This is a genomic window from Aeromicrobium sp. CF3.5 (genome assembly GCF_051262695.1).
In the GTDB taxonomy this organism is placed as follows: domain Bacteria; phylum Actinomycetota; class Actinomycetes; order Propionibacteriales; family Nocardioidaceae; genus Aeromicrobium.
Genome location: NZ_JBIMEZ010000008.1, coordinates 95,132 through 116,279, shown reverse-complemented (window position 1 = coordinate 116,279; position 21,148 = coordinate 95,132). Strand labels below are relative to the sequence as shown.

20 protein-coding genes are annotated in these 21,148 nt (G+C 67.3%); 7 read left to right on the top strand and 13 right to left on the bottom strand.

Translation table 11 applies throughout. The features are described from left to right. Positions 1-7: 7 nt before the first annotated feature. Positions 8-1,741 carry an AMP-dependent synthetase/ligase gene (locus ACHAA3_RS14490; RefSeq protein ID WP_435709743.1) on the top strand — a complete coding sequence of 578 codons (1,734 nt, stop codon included), beginning with the start codon at positions 8-10 and terminating at the stop codon, positions 1,739-1,741. Here the strand turns inward: ACHAA3_RS14490 and ACHAA3_RS14485 are convergent. The 3 genes from ACHAA3_RS14485 to ACHAA3_RS14475 all read right to left on the bottom strand — a co-directional run bounded on the left by ACHAA3_RS14485 (position 1,708) and on the right by ACHAA3_RS14475 (position 4,462). Next, positions 1,708-2,934 (bottom strand): hypothetical protein, encoded by a 1,227-nt coding sequence (locus ACHAA3_RS14485; RefSeq protein WP_435709742.1) that lies wholly within the window; start codon positions 2,932-2,934, stop codon positions 1,708-1,710. The genes ACHAA3_RS14490 and ACHAA3_RS14485 overlap by 34 nt on opposite strands. A gap of 43 nt (positions 2,935-2,977) precedes the next feature. Then, positions 2,978-3,970: an NlpC/P60 family protein gene (locus ACHAA3_RS14480; protein WP_435709741.1), complete on the bottom strand. Its 993-nt coding sequence runs from the start codon at positions 3,968-3,970 to the stop codon at positions 2,978-2,980. Between the two features lie 225 nt (positions 3,971-4,195). After that, a complete protein-coding gene (locus ACHAA3_RS14475; RefSeq protein ID WP_435709740.1) occupies positions 4,196-4,462 on the bottom strand; it encodes a hypothetical protein in 267 nt (88 codons plus the stop codon). Positions 4,463-4,684: 222 nt separating this feature from the next. On the opposite strand from ACHAA3_RS14475, the gene ACHAA3_RS14470 reads away from it, so the two are divergent. Next, on the top strand, positions 4,685-6,448 hold the full coding sequence (locus ACHAA3_RS14470; RefSeq protein WP_435709739.1) for a DEDD exonuclease domain-containing protein: 1,764 nt from the start codon (positions 4,685-4,687) through the stop codon (positions 6,446-6,448). 4 nt (positions 6,449-6,452) lie between these two features. Then, the gene (locus tag ACHAA3_RS14465; RefSeq protein WP_435709738.1) at positions 6,453-6,728 is read left to right on the top strand and encodes an Lrp/AsnC family transcriptional regulator; all 276 of its coding nucleotides are present in this window, start codon (positions 6,453-6,455) and stop codon (positions 6,726-6,728) included. A gap of 3 nt (positions 6,729-6,731) precedes the next feature. On the opposite strand, the gene trpD is transcribed toward ACHAA3_RS14465, so the two are convergent. Together trpD and ACHAA3_RS14455 are read right to left on the bottom strand one after the other, a co-directional pair. Beyond that, complete coding sequence (gene trpD / locus ACHAA3_RS14460) at positions 6,732-7,775, bottom strand: anthranilate phosphoribosyltransferase (RefSeq protein WP_435709775.1); 1,044 nt, start codon at positions 7,773-7,775, stop codon at positions 6,732-6,734. Between the two features lie 20 nt (positions 7,776-7,795). After that, a complete protein-coding gene (locus ACHAA3_RS14455) occupies positions 7,796-8,212 on the bottom strand; it encodes a hypothetical protein (protein WP_435709737.1) in 417 nt (138 codons plus the stop codon). A 24-nt stretch (positions 8,213-8,236) separates the two neighbouring features. Between ACHAA3_RS14455 and ctaE the strand changes: the two genes are divergently transcribed. The 4 genes from ctaE to qcrB all read left to right on the top strand — a co-directional run bounded on the left by ctaE (position 8,237) and on the right by qcrB (position 12,572). After that, on the top strand, positions 8,237-8,875 hold the full coding sequence (gene ctaE, locus ACHAA3_RS14450; RefSeq protein ID WP_435709736.1) for an aa3-type cytochrome oxidase subunit III: 639 nt from the start codon (positions 8,237-8,239) through the stop codon (positions 8,873-8,875). A gap of 120 nt (positions 8,876-8,995) precedes the next feature. After that, complete coding sequence (gene qcrC, locus ACHAA3_RS14445; RefSeq protein WP_435709735.1) at positions 8,996-9,820, top strand: cytochrome bc1 complex diheme cytochrome c subunit; 825 nt, start codon at positions 8,996-8,998, stop codon at positions 9,818-9,820. Beyond that, on the top strand, positions 9,817-10,869 hold the full coding sequence (gene qcrA, locus ACHAA3_RS14440; protein WP_435709734.1) for a cytochrome bc1 complex Rieske iron-sulfur subunit: 1,053 nt from the start codon (positions 9,817-9,819) through the stop codon (positions 10,867-10,869). Before qcrC ends, qcrA begins: the two co-directional genes overlap by 4 nt. Beyond that, positions 10,866-12,572, top strand: coding sequence for a cytochrome bc1 complex cytochrome b subunit (gene qcrB, locus ACHAA3_RS14435; RefSeq protein ID WP_435709733.1), 1,707 nt, complete (start codon positions 10,866-10,868; stop codon positions 12,570-12,572). The genes qcrA and qcrB overlap by 4 nt, the downstream gene beginning before the upstream one ends. A 200-nt stretch (positions 12,573-12,772) precedes the next feature. Here qcrB and ACHAA3_RS14430 read toward each other — a convergent pair whose 3' ends face one another. The 8 genes from ACHAA3_RS14430 to ACHAA3_RS14395 form a co-directional block, all read right to left on the bottom strand. Then, a complete protein-coding gene (locus ACHAA3_RS14430; RefSeq protein WP_435709732.1) occupies positions 12,773-13,936 on the bottom strand; it encodes an Ig-like domain-containing protein in 1,164 nt (387 codons plus the stop codon). A 102-nt stretch (positions 13,937-14,038) separates the two neighbouring features. Beyond that, positions 14,039-14,434, bottom strand: coding sequence for a cytochrome c oxidase subunit 4 (locus ACHAA3_RS14425; RefSeq protein ID WP_435709731.1), 396 nt, complete (start codon positions 14,432-14,434; stop codon positions 14,039-14,041). A gap of 3 nt (positions 14,435-14,437) precedes the next feature. After that, positions 14,438-16,141, bottom strand: coding sequence for an aa3-type cytochrome oxidase subunit I (gene ctaD / locus ACHAA3_RS14420; protein WP_435709774.1), 1,704 nt, complete (start codon positions 16,139-16,141; stop codon positions 14,438-14,440). A 68-nt stretch (positions 16,142-16,209) separates the two neighbouring features. Further along, complete coding sequence (gene ctaC, locus ACHAA3_RS14415; protein WP_435709730.1) at positions 16,210-17,052, bottom strand: aa3-type cytochrome oxidase subunit II; 843 nt, start codon at positions 17,050-17,052, stop codon at positions 16,210-16,212. A gap of 104 nt (positions 17,053-17,156) precedes the next feature. Then, the gene (locus ACHAA3_RS14410; RefSeq protein WP_435709729.1) at positions 17,157-18,140 is read right to left on the bottom strand and encodes a carbohydrate kinase family protein; all 984 of its coding nucleotides are present in this window, start codon (positions 18,138-18,140) and stop codon (positions 17,157-17,159) included. Between the two features lie 114 nt (positions 18,141-18,254). Next, on the bottom strand, positions 18,255-18,614 hold the full coding sequence (locus tag ACHAA3_RS14405; protein ID WP_435709728.1) for a HesB/IscA family protein: 360 nt from the start codon (positions 18,612-18,614) through the stop codon (positions 18,255-18,257). 117 nt (positions 18,615-18,731) lie between these two features. Beyond that, positions 18,732-19,844, bottom strand: a complete 1,113-nt coding sequence (locus ACHAA3_RS14400; protein WP_435709727.1) for a glycerate kinase family protein — start codon at positions 19,842-19,844, stop codon at positions 18,732-18,734. 23 nt (positions 19,845-19,867) lie between these two features. Beyond that, positions 19,868-21,139, bottom strand: a complete 1,272-nt coding sequence (locus ACHAA3_RS14395; RefSeq protein WP_435709726.1) for an aminotransferase — start codon at positions 21,137-21,139, stop codon at positions 19,868-19,870. Positions 21,140-21,148 lie beyond the last annotated feature (9 nt).

Sequence of the window (21,148 nt, the reverse complement as noted above, 5' to 3'; positions counted from 1 at the left end):
GCGGTACGTGACCCAGCCTCGGTATCCCGATCCCGGCGATCTGACACTCGATGTGCTCGATCGCCTCGCCGACCACCGCGACGACGTCGCACTGCGTCGACTCGAGAACGACCAGTGGCACGACGTGACCCTGGGAGAGTTCCACCACGAGGTGCTCGGCGTCGCCGCCGGCCTGCTGGCCGCGGGTGTCGAGGTCGGTGACCGGGTCGCACTGCTGTCCAAGACGCGGTACGAGTGGACCGTGGTCGACTATGCGATCTGGTGGGTCGGCGCCGTCACGGTGCCCGTGTACGAGACGTCGTCAGCCTCGCAGATCGAGTGGATCCTGTCCGATTCTGGAGCCGTCGCCGTCGTGGTCGAGACAGCACTCCACCACGACGCGGTGGAGCAGGCGCGTGTCGGCGCAACCGACGTGCAGCACGTGTGGGGCATCGACTCCGGCGCGCTCGCCGACCTGGTCACCACCAGCAGTCACGTCACGGCAGATCAGGTCGAGGCGCGGCGCGCACAGGTGACCTCGGGTCATCTCGCGACGCTGATCTACACCTCGGGCACCACCGGTCGCCCCCGCGGCTGCCGACTGACCCATGCCAACCTGCGTGCCGAGATCGGCGGCGCCCTCGAGCGGCTGCCCGAGCTGTTCAGCCATCGCACCGCCTCGACCCTGCTGTTCCTTCCCCTGGCTCATGTCTTCGCGCGGATCATCCAGGTGGGGGCGATCCGCAGTGGCGCCGTGCTCGGACACACCTCCGACGTCAAGGAGCTCGTCACCCGGCTCGGCCAGTTCGAACCGACCTTCGTGCTGGCCGTCCCGCGCGTGTTCGAGAAGGTGTTCAACTCGGCGAGCGGCAAGGCCTATGCCGACGGCCGCGGCAAGATCTTCGATCGCGCCGTGGCCACCGCGATCGCCTACAGCAGGGCCCAGGACACCGGCGGCCCCGGCCTCGCTCTGCGCGGACGTCACGCGCTCTACGACCGCGTGGTCTTCAGCGCCATTCGCCGAGCACTCGGTGGCCAGACCGCGTGGGCCATCTCCGGCGGCGCACCGCTCGGGGAACGGCTCGCCCACTTCTATCGAGGGATCGGGGTCTCGGTCCTGGAAGGCTACGGCCTGACCGAGACCACGGCCGCCCTGTGCGTCAACACTCCCCGCGCTCAACGGGTCGGCACCGTCGGCCGGCCGTTCCCCCTGACCGAGGTGCGGGTCGCTGGCGACGGAGAGCTGCAGTTCCGCGGTCCGCAGATCTTCGACGGCTACTGGAACAACGACGAAGCGACCCGCGCCGCTGTGAGCTCCGACGGCTGGTTCTCCTCCGGAGACGTCGGAGAGATCGACGACGACCAGTTCGTGCGGGTCACAGGACGCAAGAAGGAGATCATCGTGACGGCCGGGGGCAAGAACGTCGCCCCTGCGGTCCTGGAGGACCGGGTGCGCGCTCACCCCGTGGTGAGCCAGTGCCTGGTCGTCGGCGACGGCAAGCCCTTCGTGGCCGCGCTGGTGACGATCGACCCCGAGTCGTGGACCGGCGACATCGACGATCCCGCCCTCGAGGCGCAGGTCCAACGGGCCGTGGAGGACGCCAACACCCAGGTCTCGCAGGCGGAGTCGATCCGTAAGTTCACCATCGTGGCCGATGACTGGACCGAGGAGAACGGCTACCTCACGCCGTCGTTCAAGGTCAAGCGCAACAGGGTGATCAGCGATCTTCACGACACCGTCGAGGCGATGTTCATCAGGTAGTCGCGCCAGCGTTCGGTGATCTGTGCCGCGTCGATCCCCAACGTCGACACAGCCGCGTCATTCGTGGACGCACCGTCGCGCACCGCACGGTAGAAGTCGATGACCTCGGCATCGGAGAACTGTTCGCCCAGCATCCGGAACGCCAGCCAGGCCGACTCGTACACCCCACCCAGGCCGTAGGCCGTGCCGCTGAAGTCTGCCGTCGTGGGCAGCTGGTCGGGAGCACCGTTGGTGCGCACACCCCCGAGCACCTGACCGGCGCTGACCGACAGCGGCGCGGGATCATCGCGCAGCGCGACGAAGTCCGCGAAGCCCTCCACGACCCAGGTGTCGGCCGAGCTTCCGACCGCGTCGGTCAGCACGTGCGTGGCCTCGTGCGTCATCACGATCTGGGCGGCACGCTGATCCATCGTGTCGAAGACCGCTGGGTTGAGCACGACGACCGGACCTGCGACGTCACCGTGTCGGATGTCGAAGATCGTCGACACCGCAGCGATCTGGCCGACGGCTTCGGACTGTTGTCCCAGCAGCGAAGCTGCGACGGACTCGGACGGCGCTGACACGACCGTGAGCGGAGCATCCTGGGTCCGGACGACGTCACCGACCTGCTCGCGGGCCGTGCTGGCCAGGGCCCCGACGTCGACCTCGGGGTCACCCCCATCGATCCGAACGACGGTGGCGTCGGCGATGCGATCCACCTCGATGGCACCGGCCAGCCAGATCGGCAGCTGGCCATCTCGAGCCGCGACAGAGACCAGCGAGAAGGTCCCGGCGTCCGCCGGTCGCAGTCGGGCCATGACGGTGGCGCTGTCGGTCTCGTCGCTGTCCGCCCCCCCTGTGTCCGCCGTGGCGCCGACCTCCCACGAGACGTCGACCCGGGCGACGGTGTCGCCGTTGTCGAACTCGGCCGTGTCACCACCGGAGACATATCGAAGGGAGGCATCACCGATGTTCAGGGTCTCGCGGGCCTGCCAGGCGTCGGCAGCGAATGTCTCGGCGTCTGGATCGCTGCCAGCGGCGGCGGCGAAGTCTGCTCGGGTCGTTGCTGCAGACAGCCGGGCGAACTGCGTCGTGAGCTCAGCCTGGACGTCGGTCGTCGCTAGAACCGCACGATCATCATCGGAGCCACTCCAGGGTTGCTGCCACAGCGCGACGACCACGGCGAGCACGACCAACGCCAGTAGCGGTGCCACATGACGTGGCCTCCTGCTACTGGCGCTGGATGTTCTTGGAAGGTCAGCCAACCCGACCTGCGACGTTGAAGCCGTAGTCCACGCTCGTGATCTCGACGTTCTTGCCCGGCCGGGGGGCGTGCACGACCTGACCGTTGCCGATGTAAAGGCCGTTGTGGGACATGTCGCCGTAGGCCACGAGGTCTCCTGGCTGCAGGTCGCTCATCGAGACCGACTGCGTCGCGCCCATCTGCGGACCGACGACACGCGGCAAGGAGATCCCCGCCTTGGAGAACGAGGTCTGGATGAGCCCGGAGCAGTCGTAACCGTCGGGCCCGGTGGCGCCGTAGACGTACGGCTTGCCGACCTGCGACAGGGCGAAGTCGACCGCGGACTGCACTCGACCATCGGCCTTGACGTTGGTGGGGATGTCGGCCGGGTCCTGGGCCTCGACCTCGGGTGCCGAGCTGGCTTCGAATGTCTCGCGCTCGGGAACGGACAGCGCGGCCAGCGCAGACTTGGCCTCCTCGTACTTGTCGCGGACCTTCGCCTCCGTGGCGGCGGCCTTCTCCTGGTCCGCCTTCCGCGAGTCGAGCGAGTCCTCGAGCTGCGCCTCGCGATTGTTCAGGTCCGCTTGCATGCGGGTGAAGGCTCCGAGCTGGTCGGCGCGCGTGGAGTTGAGCACCTGAACCGCACCCAGTCCGTCGATGAACGTCTCGGCGTCGCCGCTGCCCAGGAGGCTGGCCGTGGTGCCCAGCGGAGCGTCGATCTGCTGCTGGACGATGCTGGCACCGAGCACGTCTCGCTGGGCCTCGAACTTCTTGCGCTGTTCAGCGATCTCGGCCTGGAGGTCCTTGATCTCGCGGGACGTCTCCTTGACGTCCTCACCGAGCTGGTTCACCTGCTCGTTCGCACGCTCGGCGGCGCGGAAGGCGGCGTCGACGTCCTTGGCCGTGACGTCTGGCTCAGCCTGGGCCGGCATCGCGACGAACGCGGCGGCCAACGAAACGGCGAGGACGGGCATGATGCGACGGGCGGTGGATCGCGTCAAGAGCACGCGGTTCTCCTCGGGTCATCTCCACCTACCGGGCACAGGTCGCAACGTCGTGCTTGCGACATCGTGTTGCCCGGCTCACCACGGACGTCTTCCCCACGTCCGCCGTGACACGGCGGTGCGATCGTCGACGCCTGGGGGGCGACGAAGGCCGAACGCACCCGCTGAACACTACGTGCGGGCTCCCCGTCGAGCAACCTCCGCGCACCGTGTCGGGCGAGAGCAGCATCACCCCGCCAAGATCTGTGGATCGGGCGACACAGCGGTCACCAGACGCAGCGGTGGGACCACACCCGCCTGTGCGAGGACATCGAGTGCGGCTCGTTCATCGACGTCGATGTGCACGCCAGCGGGAGGGGCTCCCAGGAGCACCGTGACGACGCAGTCTCCGCAGGCAGACGGGCCGCGAACCACGCAGCTGTCGCAGTCGACGCGTACGGGGTCCACCGCCCCGCTCGGGACGGAACGGCTGGTCTTGTCATCGTGCTGGAACATGGATCGCACCCTTTCGTGGGACGGTCTGGACGGGCCCATCGGGCTCGTGACAGCACACTAGGGACCCCCTCCGACAGAACTCGTGAACCACATCAACCTCAGTAGTCACTCAAATTTCTTTTACCTCATTTGCCCCACGTGTCGCTGCAGCCTCCTGAACCTCACGGCGACCCTCGTGCGGACCGGCCGGGACTGTCGGACCCCGGCTCTACGGTCAGGCAGATGAAGCACCACGACTCGACCCGTCACCTCCCTGAGGTAGCCGATCGCATCTCCGGCGGTCCTGCGCAGATGACGCTCGACGATCTCGGCCGTCCCCTGTCCGCCGCCACGTTCGTCGTCGTCGATCTCGAGACCACCGGCGGGTCCCCGGCCCGCGGCTCGCGCATCACGGAGGTCGGAGCGGTCAAGGTGTGCGGTGGCGAGGTGATCGGCGAGTTCCAGAGCCTCGTCAACCCCGATGAGTCCATTCCGGCCTTCATCACGGTGCTGACCGGGATCACCAACCAGATGGTGGTGGACGCCCCGCGCATCGCCGAGGTCCTGCCGAGCTTTCTGGAGTTCGCCCGCGGCTGCGTCCTCGTGGCCCACAACGCGCCATTCGACATCGGATTCCTCAAGCACGCCGCCCGCGAGCTCGCGATGCCGTGGCCGAACCACGAAGTGCTCGACACCGCCGTCATCGCCCGCCAGGCCCTGACCCGTGACGAGGTCCCCAACGTGAAGCTGTCCACCCTTGCTGCGCGGTTCGGCTCCGCCACCACGCCCGATCACCGCGCCCTGTCCGACGCGCGCGCCACGGTCGACGTGCTGCACGCCCTGTTCGAGCGGCTCGGCTCCCTCGGCGTCACCACGGTCGAGGAGGTCTCGACCTACACCTCGAAGGTCACCCCGGCGCAGCGACGCAAGCGCCACCTCGCCGACCACGTGCCCGATGCCCCGGGGGTCTATCTGTTCCGCGGCCCACGCGATGACGTCCTCTACGTCGGGACCTCGAGGCGGTTGCGCTCACGGGTTCGCACCTACTTCACCCGAGCCGAGACGCGCACGCGCATGGGCGAGATGGTGTCCCTGGCCAGCCGGGTGGAGGCGATCGTGTGTGCCACGGCCCTGGAGGCCCAGGTGCGCGAGCTGCGCCTCATCGCGCACCACCGCCCCCCGTACAACCGACGCTCCAAGTTCCCTGAGCGGGTCACGTGGATCAAGCTCACCCGCGAACCCTGGCCGCGTCTGTCGATCGTGCGCGCCGTCCTCGACGACGATGCCGACTACATCGGACCGTTTCGACGCCGCGAAGGCGCCGAAGACGCTCTGACCGCCCTGCACGACACCTTTCGCATCCGTCAGTGCACGGCGCGCATGGGTCGCAGACCTCGCGGCACGCCGTGCGTCCTGGCCCAGATGGGGCGCTGCCTGTCGCCGTGCGACGGCTCGGCTGATGCCGACGAGTACGCCACCGAGGTCGATCGCGTGCGGCGAGCCCTGACCGCCGATCCTGTCGAGCTCGTCGACACCGTCCGCGCCCGCATGGCCGATCTGGCCGGACAGGAACGCTACGAGGACGCGGCGCACTGGCGAGATCGACTGACCTCCTTCCTGCGAGCCGCCTCGCGCACCCAGCGACTGCGCGAGCTCACCGCCGTGCCCGAGCTCGTCGCAGCTGCTCCCCACCCCGAAGGATGGGAGATCCACGTGCTGCGCCTCGGTCGTCTCGCGGCAGCCGGAGTCATGCCTCACGGGACTCACCCGATCGGGTGGGTCGATGCCCTGCTGGCCACGGCCGAGACCGTCTCCCCCGGATTCGGTCCTGCACCCGCGGCCACCCACGAGGAGACCGAGCTGGTGCTGCGCTGGCTGGCCACCCCCGGTCTACGGCTGGTTCGGGGCGCGTGGCAAGCACCGCTGTCAGGCAGCGCCCGCCATCTCGAGCCCCTGATCGAGGCAGAGTCGAGTCGCCGCGACCTGCTCGCCACACGGCTAGGCTGAGCTCATGATCACCGCGATCGTCTTCATCGAGGCCGCCGTTGCCCACCTGACCGACACCGCCGCTGCCATCGCCGACCTCGAAGGTGTCAGCGAGGTCTACTCCGTCACCGGCGAGCACGACCTCATCGCCATGGTGCGGGTCACCGAGATCGACGACGTCGCCACCGTCGTGGCGGACCGCGTCAATCGAGTCGAGGGCGTCGTGTCCACCCAGACCCAGATCGCCTATCGCGCCTACAGTCGCCACGATCTTGAGGACGCCTTCAGCATCGGCCTGTGAAGGTCAGGAGCGGGCAGCCTGCGTCGCGGCGGCCCACCGACCCAGAGCCGCGGCCGCACCACCGGAGTCGATCGACTCGACAGCACGTCGCAGGCCTTCACCCAAGCGATCGAGCAGGTCACCGTCACCACCCGCGTGAGCCGCGATACCAGCGGCGGCGTTGAGCAGCACCGCATCGCGCACCGGTGAGATCTCGCCGTCGATCACCCGTCGGAAGACGTCGGCGTTGAACGCCGGCTCGCCTCCGCGCAGGTCCGCGGCGGTCCCCTGCGCAAGCCCCAGGTCACGCGGATCGAGCACCTCCTGCCTCACCTCGCCGCCCGACACCACCCAGACCTGTGAGGTCGTGGTGGTGGTCAGCTCGTCGAGGCCGTCGTCACCGCGGAAGACGAACGCGTCGGCGCCGCGTCCGGCGAACACCTCGGCCATGAACGGTGCCACCGCGAGATCGGCACAGCCGACCGCGGAAGCCGCCGGCTGGGCGGGGTTCGTCAGGGGGCCGAGGAAGTTGAACGACGTGGCTATACCCAGCTCACCTCGGGTGGGACCAGCGTGCCGCAGCGACGGATGGAAGACCGGCGCGAAGCAGAAGGTGATGCCCGCGTCGCGATACACCTCGAGCACCCGATCGGCCGGAACGTCCAGGGCGATGCCGAGCACCTGGAAGACGTCAGCGGCCCCGCTGGAGCTCGAGGCGGCCCGATTGCCGTGCTTGACCACACCGACACCGGCACCGGCCGTGACCACGGCGGCCATCGAGGAGATGTTGACCGTCTTGGCCAGGTCTCCCCCGGTGCCGACGATGTCGACGACCCGATCGGCCACGTCGAGTCGGTGCGCCCGATCGAGCATGGCGTCGGCCAGGCCCTGTAGTTCGTCGCGGGTCTCTCCCTTGGCCCGGAGCGCGACGGCGAATCCGGCAATCTGTGCTGACGTCGCTCCGCCGGCGAGGATCGTGTCCATCGCCCACCGCGTGGTGGCGGTGTCGAGATCGCGGTGCTGCACCAGATCGGTCAGCACCCGGGGCCACGTGTTGTGCACGTTCATCTGAGCTGAGGTCTCCGCAGTCACGTGGACTGCAGGATGCCGCGCGCCAGCGAGATGACCGTCTCGGCCAGACGAATCGGCTCGATCGGGTGCGACAGGACGGCATCGGCGCGCGACCACGTGGCGAGCCATGCGTCCTGAGGACGCCCGGTCAGCAGCAGGGCGGGCGGCGCCTGGAAGATCTCATCCTTCATCTGCTTGGCGATGCCCATGCCACCGACCGGCGCGGCCTCCCCGTCGAGGATCGCCAGATCGATCCGATGACTGCCAGATCGCACGTCGAGGTGCTGCCACACGACGGGCTCGGTCGCGCACTCGACGAACTCCAGCAGCGGCAGATCTGGATGTACCCGGGTGCCCAGGGCTGCGATGACGGCGGCTCGGACATCGCGATCGTCGCTGTAGAGCAGGACTCGAAGGGGCTGATGCTCACTCACGGACCGATCGTACATAATGATCGCGTGGCGACTACTTCTTCGATACCTGCGTCCAGGCTGCACGGCACCGAGGGGCGACCCTCGATGGTCACCGTCGGCACCATCGTGTGGTTGTCCAGCGAGCTGATGTTCTTCGCCGGCCTGTTCGCGGCGTACTTCACGATCCGTGCCATCAACCCCGAGCTGTGGGCGTTGGAGACCGAGAAGCTCAACGTCCCGTTCGCGACGGCCAACACCGCGATCCTGGTGGCCTCGTCGGTCACCTGCCAGTTCGGCGTCTTCGCCGCCGAGCGCGGCAAGGCCGGACGCACGGGCAAGGTCTGGCAGTTCGGCCTGTGGGGCATGCGCGAGTGGTTCATCCTCACCTACGTGATGGGCGCCATCTTCATCGGCGGTCAGGCCTACGAGTACGCCGAGCTGGTCCGCGAGAACGTCACGATCCCGAGCTCGGCCTACGGCAGCTTGTTCTACCTCGCCACCGGCTTCCACGGCCTGCACGTGGTCGGCGGGCTCCTCGCCTTCCTGATCGTGATCGCCCGCACCTTCCTGGCACGAAAATTCACCCACGAACAGGCCATCAGCGCCATCGTCGTGTCGTACTACTGGCACTTCGTGGACATCGTGTGGGTCGGGTTGTTCGCCACGATCTACCTGATCCAGTGACGATCTGCCTGTGTCCGACCGACACTCGACCCGCACAGGCATCCCTGACCACTACACGTCGTCGTACTTGAGGGTACGCTGAAGACATCTTCTGAGTTCTACGCAGGAAACGAGGAACTGGTGCGGAAACTTTCGACCAGGCGCAGGCATCCACTTGCCGGGCTTTTGGTGCTCCTGACGGGGCTCGTCGTTGCCGGAGGGCTGTATGCAGCCTTCGCGCCCAAACCGGCCGAGGCCGAGGCCGTCACCTCACGCGACATCGAGGCGGGCCGCGATCTGTTCATCATCGGCTGCGCGAGCTGCCACGGCACCAACGCCGAGGGCATCGAGACGCAGCGCGGCAACGTCTACGGACCGTCCCTGATCGGTGTCGGAGCCGCATCGGTGGACTTCCAGGTCGGCACCGGGCGCATGCCGCTCGCGCAGGCCGGGGTCCAGGCACCGGACAAGCGCCTCGCGTACTCCGAGGAGGAGACGCGCCAGCTGGCCGCCTACGTGGCGTCGCTGGCGCCCGGTCCTGCCATTCCCGGCGAGGAGTACACCGACATCGACGACGCGGACGTCGACGACATCCGTGAGGGTGGCGAGCTCTTCCGGACCAACTGCACGGCGTGTCACAACTCCGTCGGCGCCGGTGGCGCCATGCCGGGCGGCAAGTATGCCCCCGACATCCGTGACGTCACACCGGTGCACATGGCCGAGGCCATGATCACCGGCCCGCAGCAGATGCCGGTCTTCTCCGACGAAGTGATCTCCCCCGAGGAGAAGCGCAACATCATCGCCTACGTCGATCAGCTGAACAGCCAGCCCGAGTACGGCGGCTTCGGAGGCGGCAGCCTCGGACCCGTGGTCGACGGAATGTTCACCTTCGTCATCGGCATCGGCGGCCTGGTCGGTTTCGCCATCTGGATCGGAGCACACGGAGCTCGGGTGAAGAAGCGATGAGCGAGCACAACGACGAGATCGAGGTCGTCCGCGAACCGGTCGGCGACCCGGGCCTGGCCGAGCACCTGTTCCGTCCCCAGGACGTCGACGAGAAACAGGCTCGGCGGACCGAGCGCCAGATCTCCGCGATGTTCCTGACCGCAGCGGCCCTGTTCGTGGGATTCTGCGTCATCTACGTCACGGTCGACGCCGACCAGACCTTCCTGGGCTGGTCAGCCCAGAACTTCGGATTCGGCGCGACGTTGGGCACTGCCCTGCTGCTGATCGGCGTGGGCATCATCCAGTGGGCCAAGAAGCTCATGGGCGATCACGAGATCGTCGAGATGCGCCACCCCGCGCAGTCCTCGGTCGAGGACCGCGAAGCGGTCATGAAGGACATCAACGCAGGCATCGAGGAGTCCGGCATCGGACGTCGTCCGATGATCCGCAACTCCCTCATCACGGCCATGGGCGCGCTGAGCCTGCCCACCGTGTTCCTGCTGCGCGACCTCGGCCCCTTGCCCAGTGGCCAGCGCGTCACGGTCTGGGAGCCGGGCATGCGCGTCGTCAACGACGTCACCGCTCGCCCCATCCGTCCGGCCGATCTCCAGGTCGGGCAGCTCGTCAACGCCGAGCCTGCCGTGTTCTTCGAGGAGGACGAGGAGGGCGAGCGTCTGTTCCACGGTGCCGAGCTCCTGGCCGCCAAGTCCAAGGCCGCCGTGATCGTGGTGCGCATGCGCCCCGAGGCCGTGCGCCCCGCCGCTGGCCGGGAGAACTGGGGCATCGACGGCATCTTGTGCTACTCCAAGATCTGCACGCACGTCGGCTGCCCCATCAGCCTGTGGGAGCAGCAGACGCACCACCTGTTGTGCCCCTGCCACCAGTCCACCTTCGACCTCGCCGACAACGGCAAGGTCATCTTCGGACCGGCCTACCGCCCCTTGCCGCAGCTGCCGCTCGCGCTCGACGACGAGGGATACCTGATCGCCGTGAGCGATTTCCCCGATATTGTCGCGCCAAGCTATCCCGAGCTGGCACGGGACCAGAAGAAGTTGGATGAGAAATCATGACAACGACACCTGAGTACGTCCCCATCGAGCAGACCGCCGGCGGCAAGAAGGCCGCCGGCCCCGTCGGCTGGCTCGACGAGCGTCTCGGCCTGGCCGGCGTTGCCAAGAAGAACCTGCGCAAGGTCTTCCCCGAGCACTGGTCGTTCATGCTCGGCGAGATCGCCCTGTGGAGCTTCGTGATCTTGCTGATCACCGGCGTGTTCCTTACGTTCTGGTATCAGCCGAGCATGGCCGAGGTCGAGTACGCGGGACCCTACGTGCCTCTCAACGGCCTCGAGATGAGCCAAGCGTTCGAGTCGACCCTGAAGATCTCCTTCGAGATCCGCGGTGGCCTGCTGATCCGTCAAATCCACCACTGGGCGGCCGCTCTGTTCATCGCCGCGATGATCGTGCACATGCTGCGCGTGTTCTTCACCGGCGCGTACCGCAAGCCGCGTGAGATCAACTGGCTGATCGGCGTCGGCCTGTTCGCACTGGGCGTGATCAACGGCTTCACCGGTTACTCGCTGCCCGACGATCTCCTGTCCGGCACCGGCCTGCGATTCGTCGACGGGCTGATCCGGTCGATCCCGATCGTCGGTTCCTACCTGGAGTTCTTCATCTTCGGTGGCGAGTTCCCCGGAGACGAGATCATCCCCCGCCTCTACATGGCGCACATCTTGTTGATCCCGGCCCTGCTGCTCGGGCTCATCGGCGCCCACATGCTGCTGCTCGTCTACCACAAGCACACGCAATGGCCTGGGCCCGGACGCACCGAGGGGAACGTCGTCGGTTACCCGATGCTCCCGGTCTACGCGGCCAAGGCCGGCGGATTCTTCTTCGTGGTCTTCGGCTTCACCTCGCTGATGGGCGCGTTCTTGACCATCAACCCGGTGTGGGTCTACGGCCCGTACAACCCCAGCGAGGTCACGGCGGGCTCCCAGCCCGACTGGTACATGGGCTTCGTCGAGGGTGCCGTGCGCATCATGCCGGCCTGGGAGAGCACCTTCTTCAACTACACGTGGAGCTGGAACGTCTTCATCCCGGGCGCCGGCCTGATGGGACTGCTGTTCGGTGTGCTGGCTGCATGGCCGTTCGTGGAGAAGTGGATCACCGGGGACAACCGTGAGCACCACCTGCTGGAGCGCCCGCGCAATGCACCGGTGCGTACCGCATTCGGTGTGGCCGGCATGACGATGTACGGCGTGTTCTGGATCGCCGGCGGCAACGACATCATCGCGACGCAGTTCAGCATGGACATCTACGCGATCACGTGGTTCTGCCGCATCGGAGTCTTCGTGCTTCCGGTGATCGCATTCATGGTGACCAAGCGCATCTGCATCAGCCTGCAGCGCGCCGACGCCAACTCGATCCTGCACGGCTACGAGACCGGCGTGCTGGAGCGCTCGCCCGACGGCGGTTACGCCGAGCGTCACGCGCCCCTCCCCCAGGCACACCAGTACACGCTCACCGCGCACGATCGGCTGCCAGCCCTCGAGGCTCCGGCGGAGACCGACGAGAACGGCGTGCCTGCACCGCACGGTCGCGCCGCCAAGGCCAGGGCCTGGGCTCGCTCGTTCTACTACGACGGGGCTCTGGACAAGCCCACCACCGAGGACGTCCAGCACGCCGAGGAGCACCTGTCCGATCACGATGGCCACCCCGTGGCACTCGGAGACGACTTCCAAGGTGTCTCCGAGACCGGTGTCCCCCGCGTGCACTAGTTTCCTGCGGCCTCGCACGTCACGAGGGCCTCGACAGCTGCTGCTGTCGGGGCCCTTCGTGCGTGTCCGTGCACGCCCACTCGGGTTCTCACAGGGATGCGCTGGTCGGTTCTTCCTTCGCACGCGCCCGGGCCCGACAGCGTCCCGTCGCCGGACGACACGGGCCTCGGCCACCGCGTTCAGAGATGGTCTGGAAGCGCTCAGGCAGAGCTGCCGTCGGCCAGGGCCGATCCTTGCTTCCAGGTGTCCCAGTCGACGTTCCAGTCGGTCCACCCGTTGCGATCCTCGAGGCCACGCGGGCTGTCCACGTACGTGATGACATCACCGCGCATCGAGTTCTGGTACAACCAGCCGGCGTTCTCGGTGCTCATGCCGGTGCACCCATGGCTGACGTTGGCCGAGCCCTGCGATCCGACCGACCACGGAGCGGCGTGCACGAACTCACCGGAGTTGGTGAGGCGCATCGCCCACTTGACGCCCTCGATGTTGTAGTAGTCGGGAGCGTCGGCGTCCACACCGGTCGACGCGGCATCCATGTCGACCGACTCGAACTTCTCCATCACGACCTTGGTGCCCTGACGCGTCTGGTGGGTGGCATCGCCCGATGTGACAGGCATGGTCCTGATCGTCTCACCGTCACGCGTGTAGGTGAGGGTGTAACTGTCCACGTCGACCGTGCTGATCGCTGCGCGGCCCACCGTGAAGTCGATCTCCTGATCCTGCTGACCGAAGATCCCGTCGCCGGCCGGGAGCCCGTTGACATCGACATCGACCGTCACGTCGGTGTTGGCCGGCCAGTACTCCTTCGGGCGGTAGTGCACCTCCCGGTCGCTGAGCCAGGACCAGGATCCCTCGACGTCCTTGGACGTCGTGACGTGCATGTTCTCCTCGAACAGCGCCTTGTCCTGGACCGGGATGTCGAAGGTGACGATCACGGGCATGCCCACCCCGACGGTCTCGCCGGCCAGCGGCGCCACGGCGGGATAGGTCTGCTGCTCGAGCGTGAGCGCCTGCGTGGCGAAGCTGGAGGTCATCGTCTTGGCGGTGCCGTCAGCGTTCTCGCCCTCGGCCGTCAGGGTGTACTCCGTAGCCGGCTCGAGGCGCTCCTCGGCGGTCCAGACGCCGTCTGCGACCTTGCCGTCGATCGTGCCCTCGTCATCGCCCGTGGAGAGCTCGGCAGAGGTGACCGTGCCATCGCTCGCCTCGACCGTGACCAAGGTGTCGACACCGATGTCTGCCGCCTGGTCCGCAACATTGGACGTCAGCGCCACGTCGGGCGTTGCATCGTCGGCCGGCACGGCTTCTCGAGCCGACTCCGAGGCGCTGCAGCCCGAGGCCAGAACGGCAAGTGTCGACAAGCTCACGAGAACTAGGCGAGGGCGCGCTGCAGCAGAACGGATCACCAGGTGAGTCTAGGTGTCACACCCTGACGGGGCCAGTCGAAAGACCTGTTCGGCCGAGAAAGATCAGTGCGCGTGGATGCCGCGGTAGTACTCGAACATCCAGCCAGCGATCGTCAGCGAGATCAGACCTGCACCGATGATGAACAGCCACCACCCGATCACGACCCCCAGCACCACGACCGTGAGCGCGAGGGCGGCGAACAGCGGCCACCAGCTGTACGGCGGGAAGAAGCCCAGCTCGCCCGCGCCGTCAGAGATCTCACCGTCGCTGCGGTCCTCGGGCCGGGCGGGGATCTGCTTGGCCACCACGCCGAGGTAGAACCCCAGCAGGACGCACAGCAGGCACGTCATCACCAGGGCGGTCGAACCGGTCCAGTCCTCGGTGAGCAGCCAGTAGATCGGCGCGATGAGGGCGAAGAAGACGCCCACGCCGACGATGGTCCAGGTTTCAGCCTTCATGACTCAGCGGCCCTCGTCTTTCGGATCGGAGTTCTTCGCATCGTCGATCGCTTCGGACTTGCCCTGCACATCGGGAGCGTCGGCGAACACGCCACCCTCGCTCGGGTTGTGAGCCAGCTCCAGTGCCGCGATCTCCGGGTGGTGCAGATCGAACGCCGGGCTTTCGGAGCGGATCCGCGGCAACGACAGGAAGTTGTGCCGCGGCGGGGGCGATGAGGTGGCCCACTCCAGCGAGCGGCCCCATCCCCAGGGGTCGTCGAGTCCGACCAGGGGACCCCGGCGGGACTTCCACACGTTGTACAGGAACGGCAGCGTGGAGGCCCCGAGCACGAACGCGCCGACCGAGCTGATCTCGTTCAGGACCGTGAAGCCGTCCTGCGGACCGTAGTCGGAGTAGCGGCGGGGCATGCCCTCGACGCCGAGCCAGTGCTGGACCAGGAAGGTGAGGTGGAAGCCGACGAACAGCAGCCAGAAGTGGATCTTGCCGAGCTTCTCGTCGAGCATGCGGCCCGTCAGCTTGGGCCACCAGAAGTAGAAGCCGGCGAACATCGCGAACACCACCGTGCCGAACACCACGTAGTGGAAGTGCGCCACGACGAAGTAGGAGTCCGACAGAGCGAAGTCGAGTGCGGGCGAGGCGAGGATGACACCGGTCAGTCCACCGAACAGGAAGGTGACCAGGAAGCCGAGGGAGAAGATCATGGGGGTGTCGAAGGACAGACTTCCCCCCCATATGGTGCCGATCCAGTTGAAGAACTTGACACCTGTCGGCACGGCGATCAGGAACGTCATGAAGCTGAAGAACGCCAGGTCGACCGCACCCGTCACGAACATGTGGTGGGCCCAGACCGCGACCGACAGCGCGGCGATCATCAAGGTGGCGGCGACCAGCCCGACGTAGCCGAAGATCGGCTTGCGGCTGAAGACCGGCAGGATCTCGGTGACGATGCCGAAGAACGGCAGCGCGATGATGTAGACCTCCGGGTGTCCGAAGAACCAGAACAGGTGCTGCCAGAGGATCGGACCACCGTTGGCGGCGTCGAAGACGTGGGCGCCCAGCAGGCGGTCGGCCGCCAGCGCGAGCAGCGCGGCACCGAAGATCGGGAAGGCGATCAGCACCAGCATCGAGGTGACCAGCGTGTTCCACACGAAGATCGGCATGCGGAACATGGTCATGCCGGGTGCGCGCATCGTGAAGATGGTGGTGATGAAGTTGACGCCACCCAGGATCGTGCCCAGACCGGCCATCCACAGGCCCATGACCCACAGGTCACCGCCGATGCCGGGTGAGTTGATGCCATCACTGAGCGGTGCGTAGGCGAACCACCCGAAGCTGGCGGCTCCACCGGGGGTCAGGAAGCCGGAGACGACCACCAGACCGCCGAACAGGAACAGCCAGTAGCTGAACATGTTCAGGCGCGGGAACGCGACGTCGGGTGCACCGATCTGCAGCGGCATGATCGCATTGGCGAAACCGAAGAACAGCGGCGTCGCGAACAGCAGCAGCATGATCGTGCCGTGCATCGTGAACAGCTGGTTGTAGGTCTCGTCGTCGACGAAGTTGGTGCCCGGCTGCGCCAGCTCGGCGCGGATCACCAGCGCCATGAGTCCGCCGATGATGAAGAAGCCGAACGACGTGACCAGGTACAGGTTGCCGATCACCTTGTGATCGGTGGTCGTCATGATCTTGACGGCCTGACGGCCCATCGACTCGCGCCGTGCAGCGGCGCGGTCGGTGCGGGCGTCGAACGTGGCGGTGGTGGCTTCGGCGACCATCAGTTCTCCTCCTCGGAGGTCTCTTCGTCCAGACCAGCGATGGTCTTGGCCTCGTCCGAACCGGCCGGAGCCCCGATCATTCCCCGCTCTTGCTGCTCGACGAGGTGCTGGTCGTACTCGGCGCGACTGACCACGTGCACCGTGAACAGCATGCGCGAGTGGTACATGCCGCACAGCTCGGCGCAGCGGCCGGTGAAGACGCCTTCGCGCGTGGGGGTCAGGTCGAAGGAGTTCTCCTGCGGCCCCCGACCCGGGATGACGTCCATCTTGAAGTAGAACTCCGGGATCCAGAACGAGTGGATGACATCGGGCGAGATGAGGTTGAAGCGCACCGACTCGTCGACCGGGAGGTACAGGTCGGCGATGTCGCGCGGCGTGCCCTGATCGAAGACGTTGACGCCGTCGACCGCATCTTCGTCGAGGTAGTTGAAGGCCCACTGCCACTTGCTGCCGACGACCTCGATGGTGTGGTCGGGGTTGTCGACCTTCTCGGTGATCGCGTTCTGCGCGGTGACCGTGTGGTAGAAGAACACCGCCACGATGACGACCGGCGCGAAGGTGTACAGCGCCTCGATCGGCAGGTTGTAGCGCACCTGGGACGGCACCTCGTCGGCCGAACGGCGACGGTAGCGGATCATCGCGTAGATGATCAGGCCGAACACGAGCAGGAAGATGACGAGCACGGCGATCCAGGCACCGAGCCACAGGTCCCAGACGAAGTCGGTGCGATCGGTGGAGCCCACAGGCAGCGCGAGGCGCTTGATCTGTGACTCATCGATCGGCGAGCAGCCACTCAGGACCACGAGTGCGATGGCGACGAACGCCAGTTTCAACCGTTCCACGGAACGCCTTTCTCGACGTGAGCGACCACCTAGTACTACACGGCATCGTAACCCAGCAGCAGCATGAGCGAACGGCGAGGTCCGGGCCCGCTGCACGTGTTCTGTCACGCCAGGGAGAGGGCAGCGCCGATGTCGTCGCGGGCCGCGACGCCATAGGTCGCCTCGACCCGATCGAGGAAGGATTCGCGCTCGAGCACGTACTCCTGCGTGCCGGTCGTCTCCACGACGCTGGCCGCGATGGTGCACCCGATCTGAGCGGCGCGCTCGAAGCTCAGACCAGCGGCAACGCCCGCGAGGAACCCGCCACGGAAGCTGTCGCCGACACCGGTGGGATCGACCGCCTCGACGCCCCGGATCGCGGCGACCTCGACCGGTTCGCCGCCGTCGGGGTAGACCGTCACGCCGTCCTTGCCGCGGGTGATGATCTGCGTGCCGACCTTGGTGCGGACCTCGTCGGCGGACCACCCGGTCTTCTTCTCGATCAGAGCGGCTTCGTAGTCGTTGGTGAACAGATAGGTGGCGCCCTCGACCAGCTCTCGGATCAGGTCTCCCCCGGCCCATGCCAGCTGCTGCGACGGGTCGGCTGCGAACGCGATCCCGGCGTCACGGGCCGTGCTGGTGTGCCGCTGCATGGCCTCGGGGTCGTCAGGGCCGACGAGCAGCAGGTCGATCGGCTGCTCCGCATGGAGCGCGGCGATGTCGATCTCGCGGGCTTCGGCCATGGCTCCCGGGTAGAAGGTGACGATCTGGGCGTGCGCGTCGTCGGTCGTGATGGTGCACAGTGCCGTGTGGAGGTCCGGAGACACCCGCACGTGGCTGCAGTCGACGCCGGCGGACTCCAACCACTCCCGGTAGCCCTGGTCAGCGAAGTCGCGCCCCACGGCGGCGACCAGCAGCGGCGAGATGCCCAGACGTCCGAGAGCGAACGTGATGTTGGCAGCACAACCGCCTCGCCGGATGTCCAGATCCTCGACGAGGAACGAGACCGACAACTTGGCGAGCTGATCGGGTACCAGGGAGTCCGAGAACTTTCCTGAGAACGTCTGAAGATGGTCAGCCGCGACCGAGCCGGCAATAGCGAGATGCACGTGCGGCAGTCTAACCGGCCGGACGTCGAGCGGTGCGCCGGACCGCTCGAAGGTGCCCACACGACGAACCGCTCCCCGCCCGATGGGCGAGGAGCGGTTCAGGTCCGGCGAGGATCAGTGGAAGCTGTCACCGCAGGCGCACGATCCGGTGGCCGCAGGATTGTCGATCGTGAAGCCCTGCTTCTCGATGGTGTCGACGAAGTCGATCGACGCGCCGCCGAGGTACGGCAGGCTCATGCGGTCCACGACGACGCCGACGCCGTCGAACATGAAGGTCTGGTCGCCGTCGAGCTGACGCTCGTCGAAGAACAGCTGGTAGCGCAGGCCGGAGCACCCGCCAGGCTGCACCGCGATACGCAGCGAGAGGTCATCGCGCCCCTCCTGCTCAAGCAGGCTCTTGACCTTGGCTGCGGCGCCGCTGCTGAGCGTGACGCCGTCGGGGGCGGTGGTGGTTTCTTCGGTCGAGGCAGTCATGCGGTCTCCCTGGTGGCGAGCGGAGGCTGGTACAACCAGCTGGTCTTGTGGTCAACGCGCGAACGCCGATGACCATTCCCATCCTACGCCCCGTTCCCTCGCAAGACCGGTACGCCCTCAGGTCGTGGACCAGGTGCGCGCCACCCGGGCAGCCAGCTCGACCAGCGCACCGTACGGGTCGCTCATCGAACGCTCCAGACCGACCAGATCAGCTGCGGCGTAGGCACTCTCCACACCCATCGCCCGCATCTCGCGAGCCCCGACCTCGACCTGTCCAGCGAGCACGATGCACGGCCGCGCCGCCTGCGCCGCAGCCGCGGCCACCCCGAAGACCACCTTGCCGGCACGTGAGGAGAAGTCGTAGCGACCCTCGCCGCTGACGACAAGGTCGTGCTGCGTGGCCTGCTGGGAGAGCCCGACGGCCGAGGCGACGAGGTTGATGCCGGAGGTGACGGCGCCGGGTCCGCCGAGCAGCATGAGGGCGAACCCCAGTCCGCCGGCCGCACCGGCACCCTTCGCATCGGCGATGCGGCGCTCGGCAGGCGTGCTGCCACACGCTGCGACCACGAGGTCGTCGAGCAGGCGATCGACCGCGATGATCTGCTCGTCGTCCAGACCTTTCTGCGGGCCGAACGTCTTGGTCGCTCCGAACATGCCCAGGAGGGAGGAGTCGACGTCCGAGGCGATGACGATCTCGCGTCCTGCACACCGGTCCCGCGCCGGCTCCAGGTCGAGCGAGGTGATGCCCTCGAGGGCGATCGGGCCGCGGTCCAGCGGCACGTTCGCCGTGGCACCGAGCGCGGACAGCAACCCCGCTCCCCCGTCGTTCGTGGCGCTGCCACCCAGTCCGATCACGACTCGGCGAACACCTGCATCGAGCGCGGCCCCGACCACCTGGCCCACGCCGACTGAGCTGGCGACCGTGGGGGCGCGACGGTCAGACAGCTGCAGTCCGCACGCCTGGGCGCTCTCGATGTACCCCGAGCCCTCGTGCAGCAGCCAGGTGACCGGCACCTGATCGCCATAGGGGCCCACCACGGTCTCGACCTGCAGCTGACCGCCCAGCGCCTCGTGCAGGACGTCGACGAAGCCCGGACCACCGTCGGCCATCGGGGCCGCCGTGAGGACGTCCTCGGGAGCGTGCCGGCGCCAGCCCTCCTCGATGGCGCGAGCCGCTTCGGGCGCCGTCAACGTGTCACCGAACGAGTCCGGCGCGACCAGCACCCTCATGCGGACCCGCTGACACTGACCATCTAGCTGGCCAGGGACTGTTCGGCGGCCGCGATGAGGACACAGGTCGCGAGCACGTCGATCGCGATCTCGAGGTCGGCTCGGGTCGGATACGACGGCGCGATGCGGATGTTGCGATTGCGCGGGTCGTTGCCGTGTGGGAAGGCCGCTCCAGCCGGAGTCATCGCCACCCCCGCATCGCGGGTGAGCTCGATGACGCGAGACGCCGTGCCGTCGACGACGTCGAGACTGACGAAGTACCCGCCGCGCGGCTCGGTCCACTGCGCCACGCCGTGGCCGCCGAGCCGATCGGCCAGAATCGAGATGACCTGGGCGAACTTGGGGGCGAGGATCTCACGGTGCCGCGCCATCAGCTGGTGCACGCCCTCGGTGTCCCGCAGGAAGCGCGCGTGTCGCAGCTGATTGACCTTGTCCGGTCCGATCGTGCGCTTGCCCAGGTGCTTGAGGTACCACGCAACGTTGGCCGGGGACGAGGCCAGGAAGCACACGCCCGACCCGGCGAAGGTGATCTTGGACGTCGACGCGAAGCAGATGGGTCGGTCGGGGTGCCCCGAGGCGGCGCAGAGCCCCAGGATGTCGGCGCTCTTCGTCTCCTCCTGGTCGAGGTGGTGCACTGCGTAGGCGTTGTCCCAGAAGATCCGGAAGTCCGGCGCGGCCGTCTCGAGCGCCGCGAGGTCGGCCGCCACGGCCTCGCTGACCACCACACCGGTGGGGTTGCCGTGGGTGGGGACGAGCCACATGCCCTTGACCTGGGGGTCCTTGACCAGCTCGCGCACCGCAGCGACGTCGGGGCCGTCGTCGTGCAGGTCGACCGGGATCATCTCGATGCCGTAGGCCTCGGTGAGCGCGAAGTGTCGGTCGTAGCCCGGCACGGGACAGATGAACTTGACGGTCTCCTCCTCGCCCCACGGGCGGGGCGAGTCGACCGTCCCGTGCAGCAGGGCGAACACGAGGTTGTCGTGCATCATCGCCAGACTCGCGTTGTCGCCCGCGACGACCTGCTCGACCGGAGCCCGCAGGATCGGCGCGAAGATCTCCCGCAGCTCCTTCAGGCCGAGCAGTCCGCCGTAGTTGCGGGTGTCGGTGCCGTCTGCGGCGCGGTAGTCCTCCCCCGGCAGGTCCAGCAGCGCCATCGACAGGTCGAGCTGCTCCGCGGAGGGCTTGCCGCGCGTGAGGTCGAGGCTCAGACCGCGACCTTTCAGGTCCTCCAGGTGCGCCCGCTGCTCGGCGAGCAGGGTCTGGATCTGGTCACGGGTCTGGTTCTCGAAGCTCACACCGACCAA

What these genes read in the sequence shown, in the direction of transcription:
- ACHAA3_RS14475 (WP_435709740.1), bottom strand. Translation starts at nt 4,462, where the DNA reads ATGTTCCAGCACGATGACAAGACCAGCCGTTCCGTCCCGAGCGGGGCG.
- ACHAA3_RS14470 (WP_435709739.1), top strand. Translation starts at nt 4,685, where the DNA reads ATGAAGCACCACGACTCGACCCGTCACCTCCCTGAGGTAGCCGATCGC.
- ACHAA3_RS14465 (WP_435709738.1), top strand. Translation starts at nt 6,453, where the DNA reads ATGATCACCGCGATCGTCTTCATCGAGGCCGCCGTTGCCCACCTGACC.
- trpD (WP_435709775.1), bottom strand. Translation starts at nt 7,775, where the DNA reads ATGAACGTGCACAACACGTGGCCCCGGGTGCTGACCGATCTGGTGCAG.
- qcrA (WP_435709734.1), top strand. Translation starts at nt 9,817, where the DNA reads ATGAGCGAGCACAACGACGAGATCGAGGTCGTCCGCGAACCGGTCGGC.
- qcrB (WP_435709733.1), top strand. Translation starts at nt 10,866, where the DNA reads ATGACAACGACACCTGAGTACGTCCCCATCGAGCAGACCGCCGGCGGC.
- ACHAA3_RS14425 (WP_435709731.1), bottom strand. Translation starts at nt 14,434, where the DNA reads ATGAAGGCTGAAACCTGGACCATCGTCGGCGTGGGCGTCTTCTTCGCC.
- ctaD (WP_435709774.1), bottom strand. Translation starts at nt 16,141, where the DNA reads ATGGGCCGTCAGGCCGTCAAGATCATGACGACCACCGATCACAAGGTG.
- ACHAA3_RS14405 (WP_435709728.1), bottom strand. Translation starts at nt 18,614, where the DNA reads ATGACTGCCTCGACCGAAGAAACCACCACCGCCCCCGACGGCGTCACG.
- ACHAA3_RS14400 (WP_435709727.1), bottom strand. Translation starts at nt 19,844, where the DNA reads ATGAGGGTGCTGGTCGCGCCGGACTCGTTCGGTGACACGTTGACGGCG.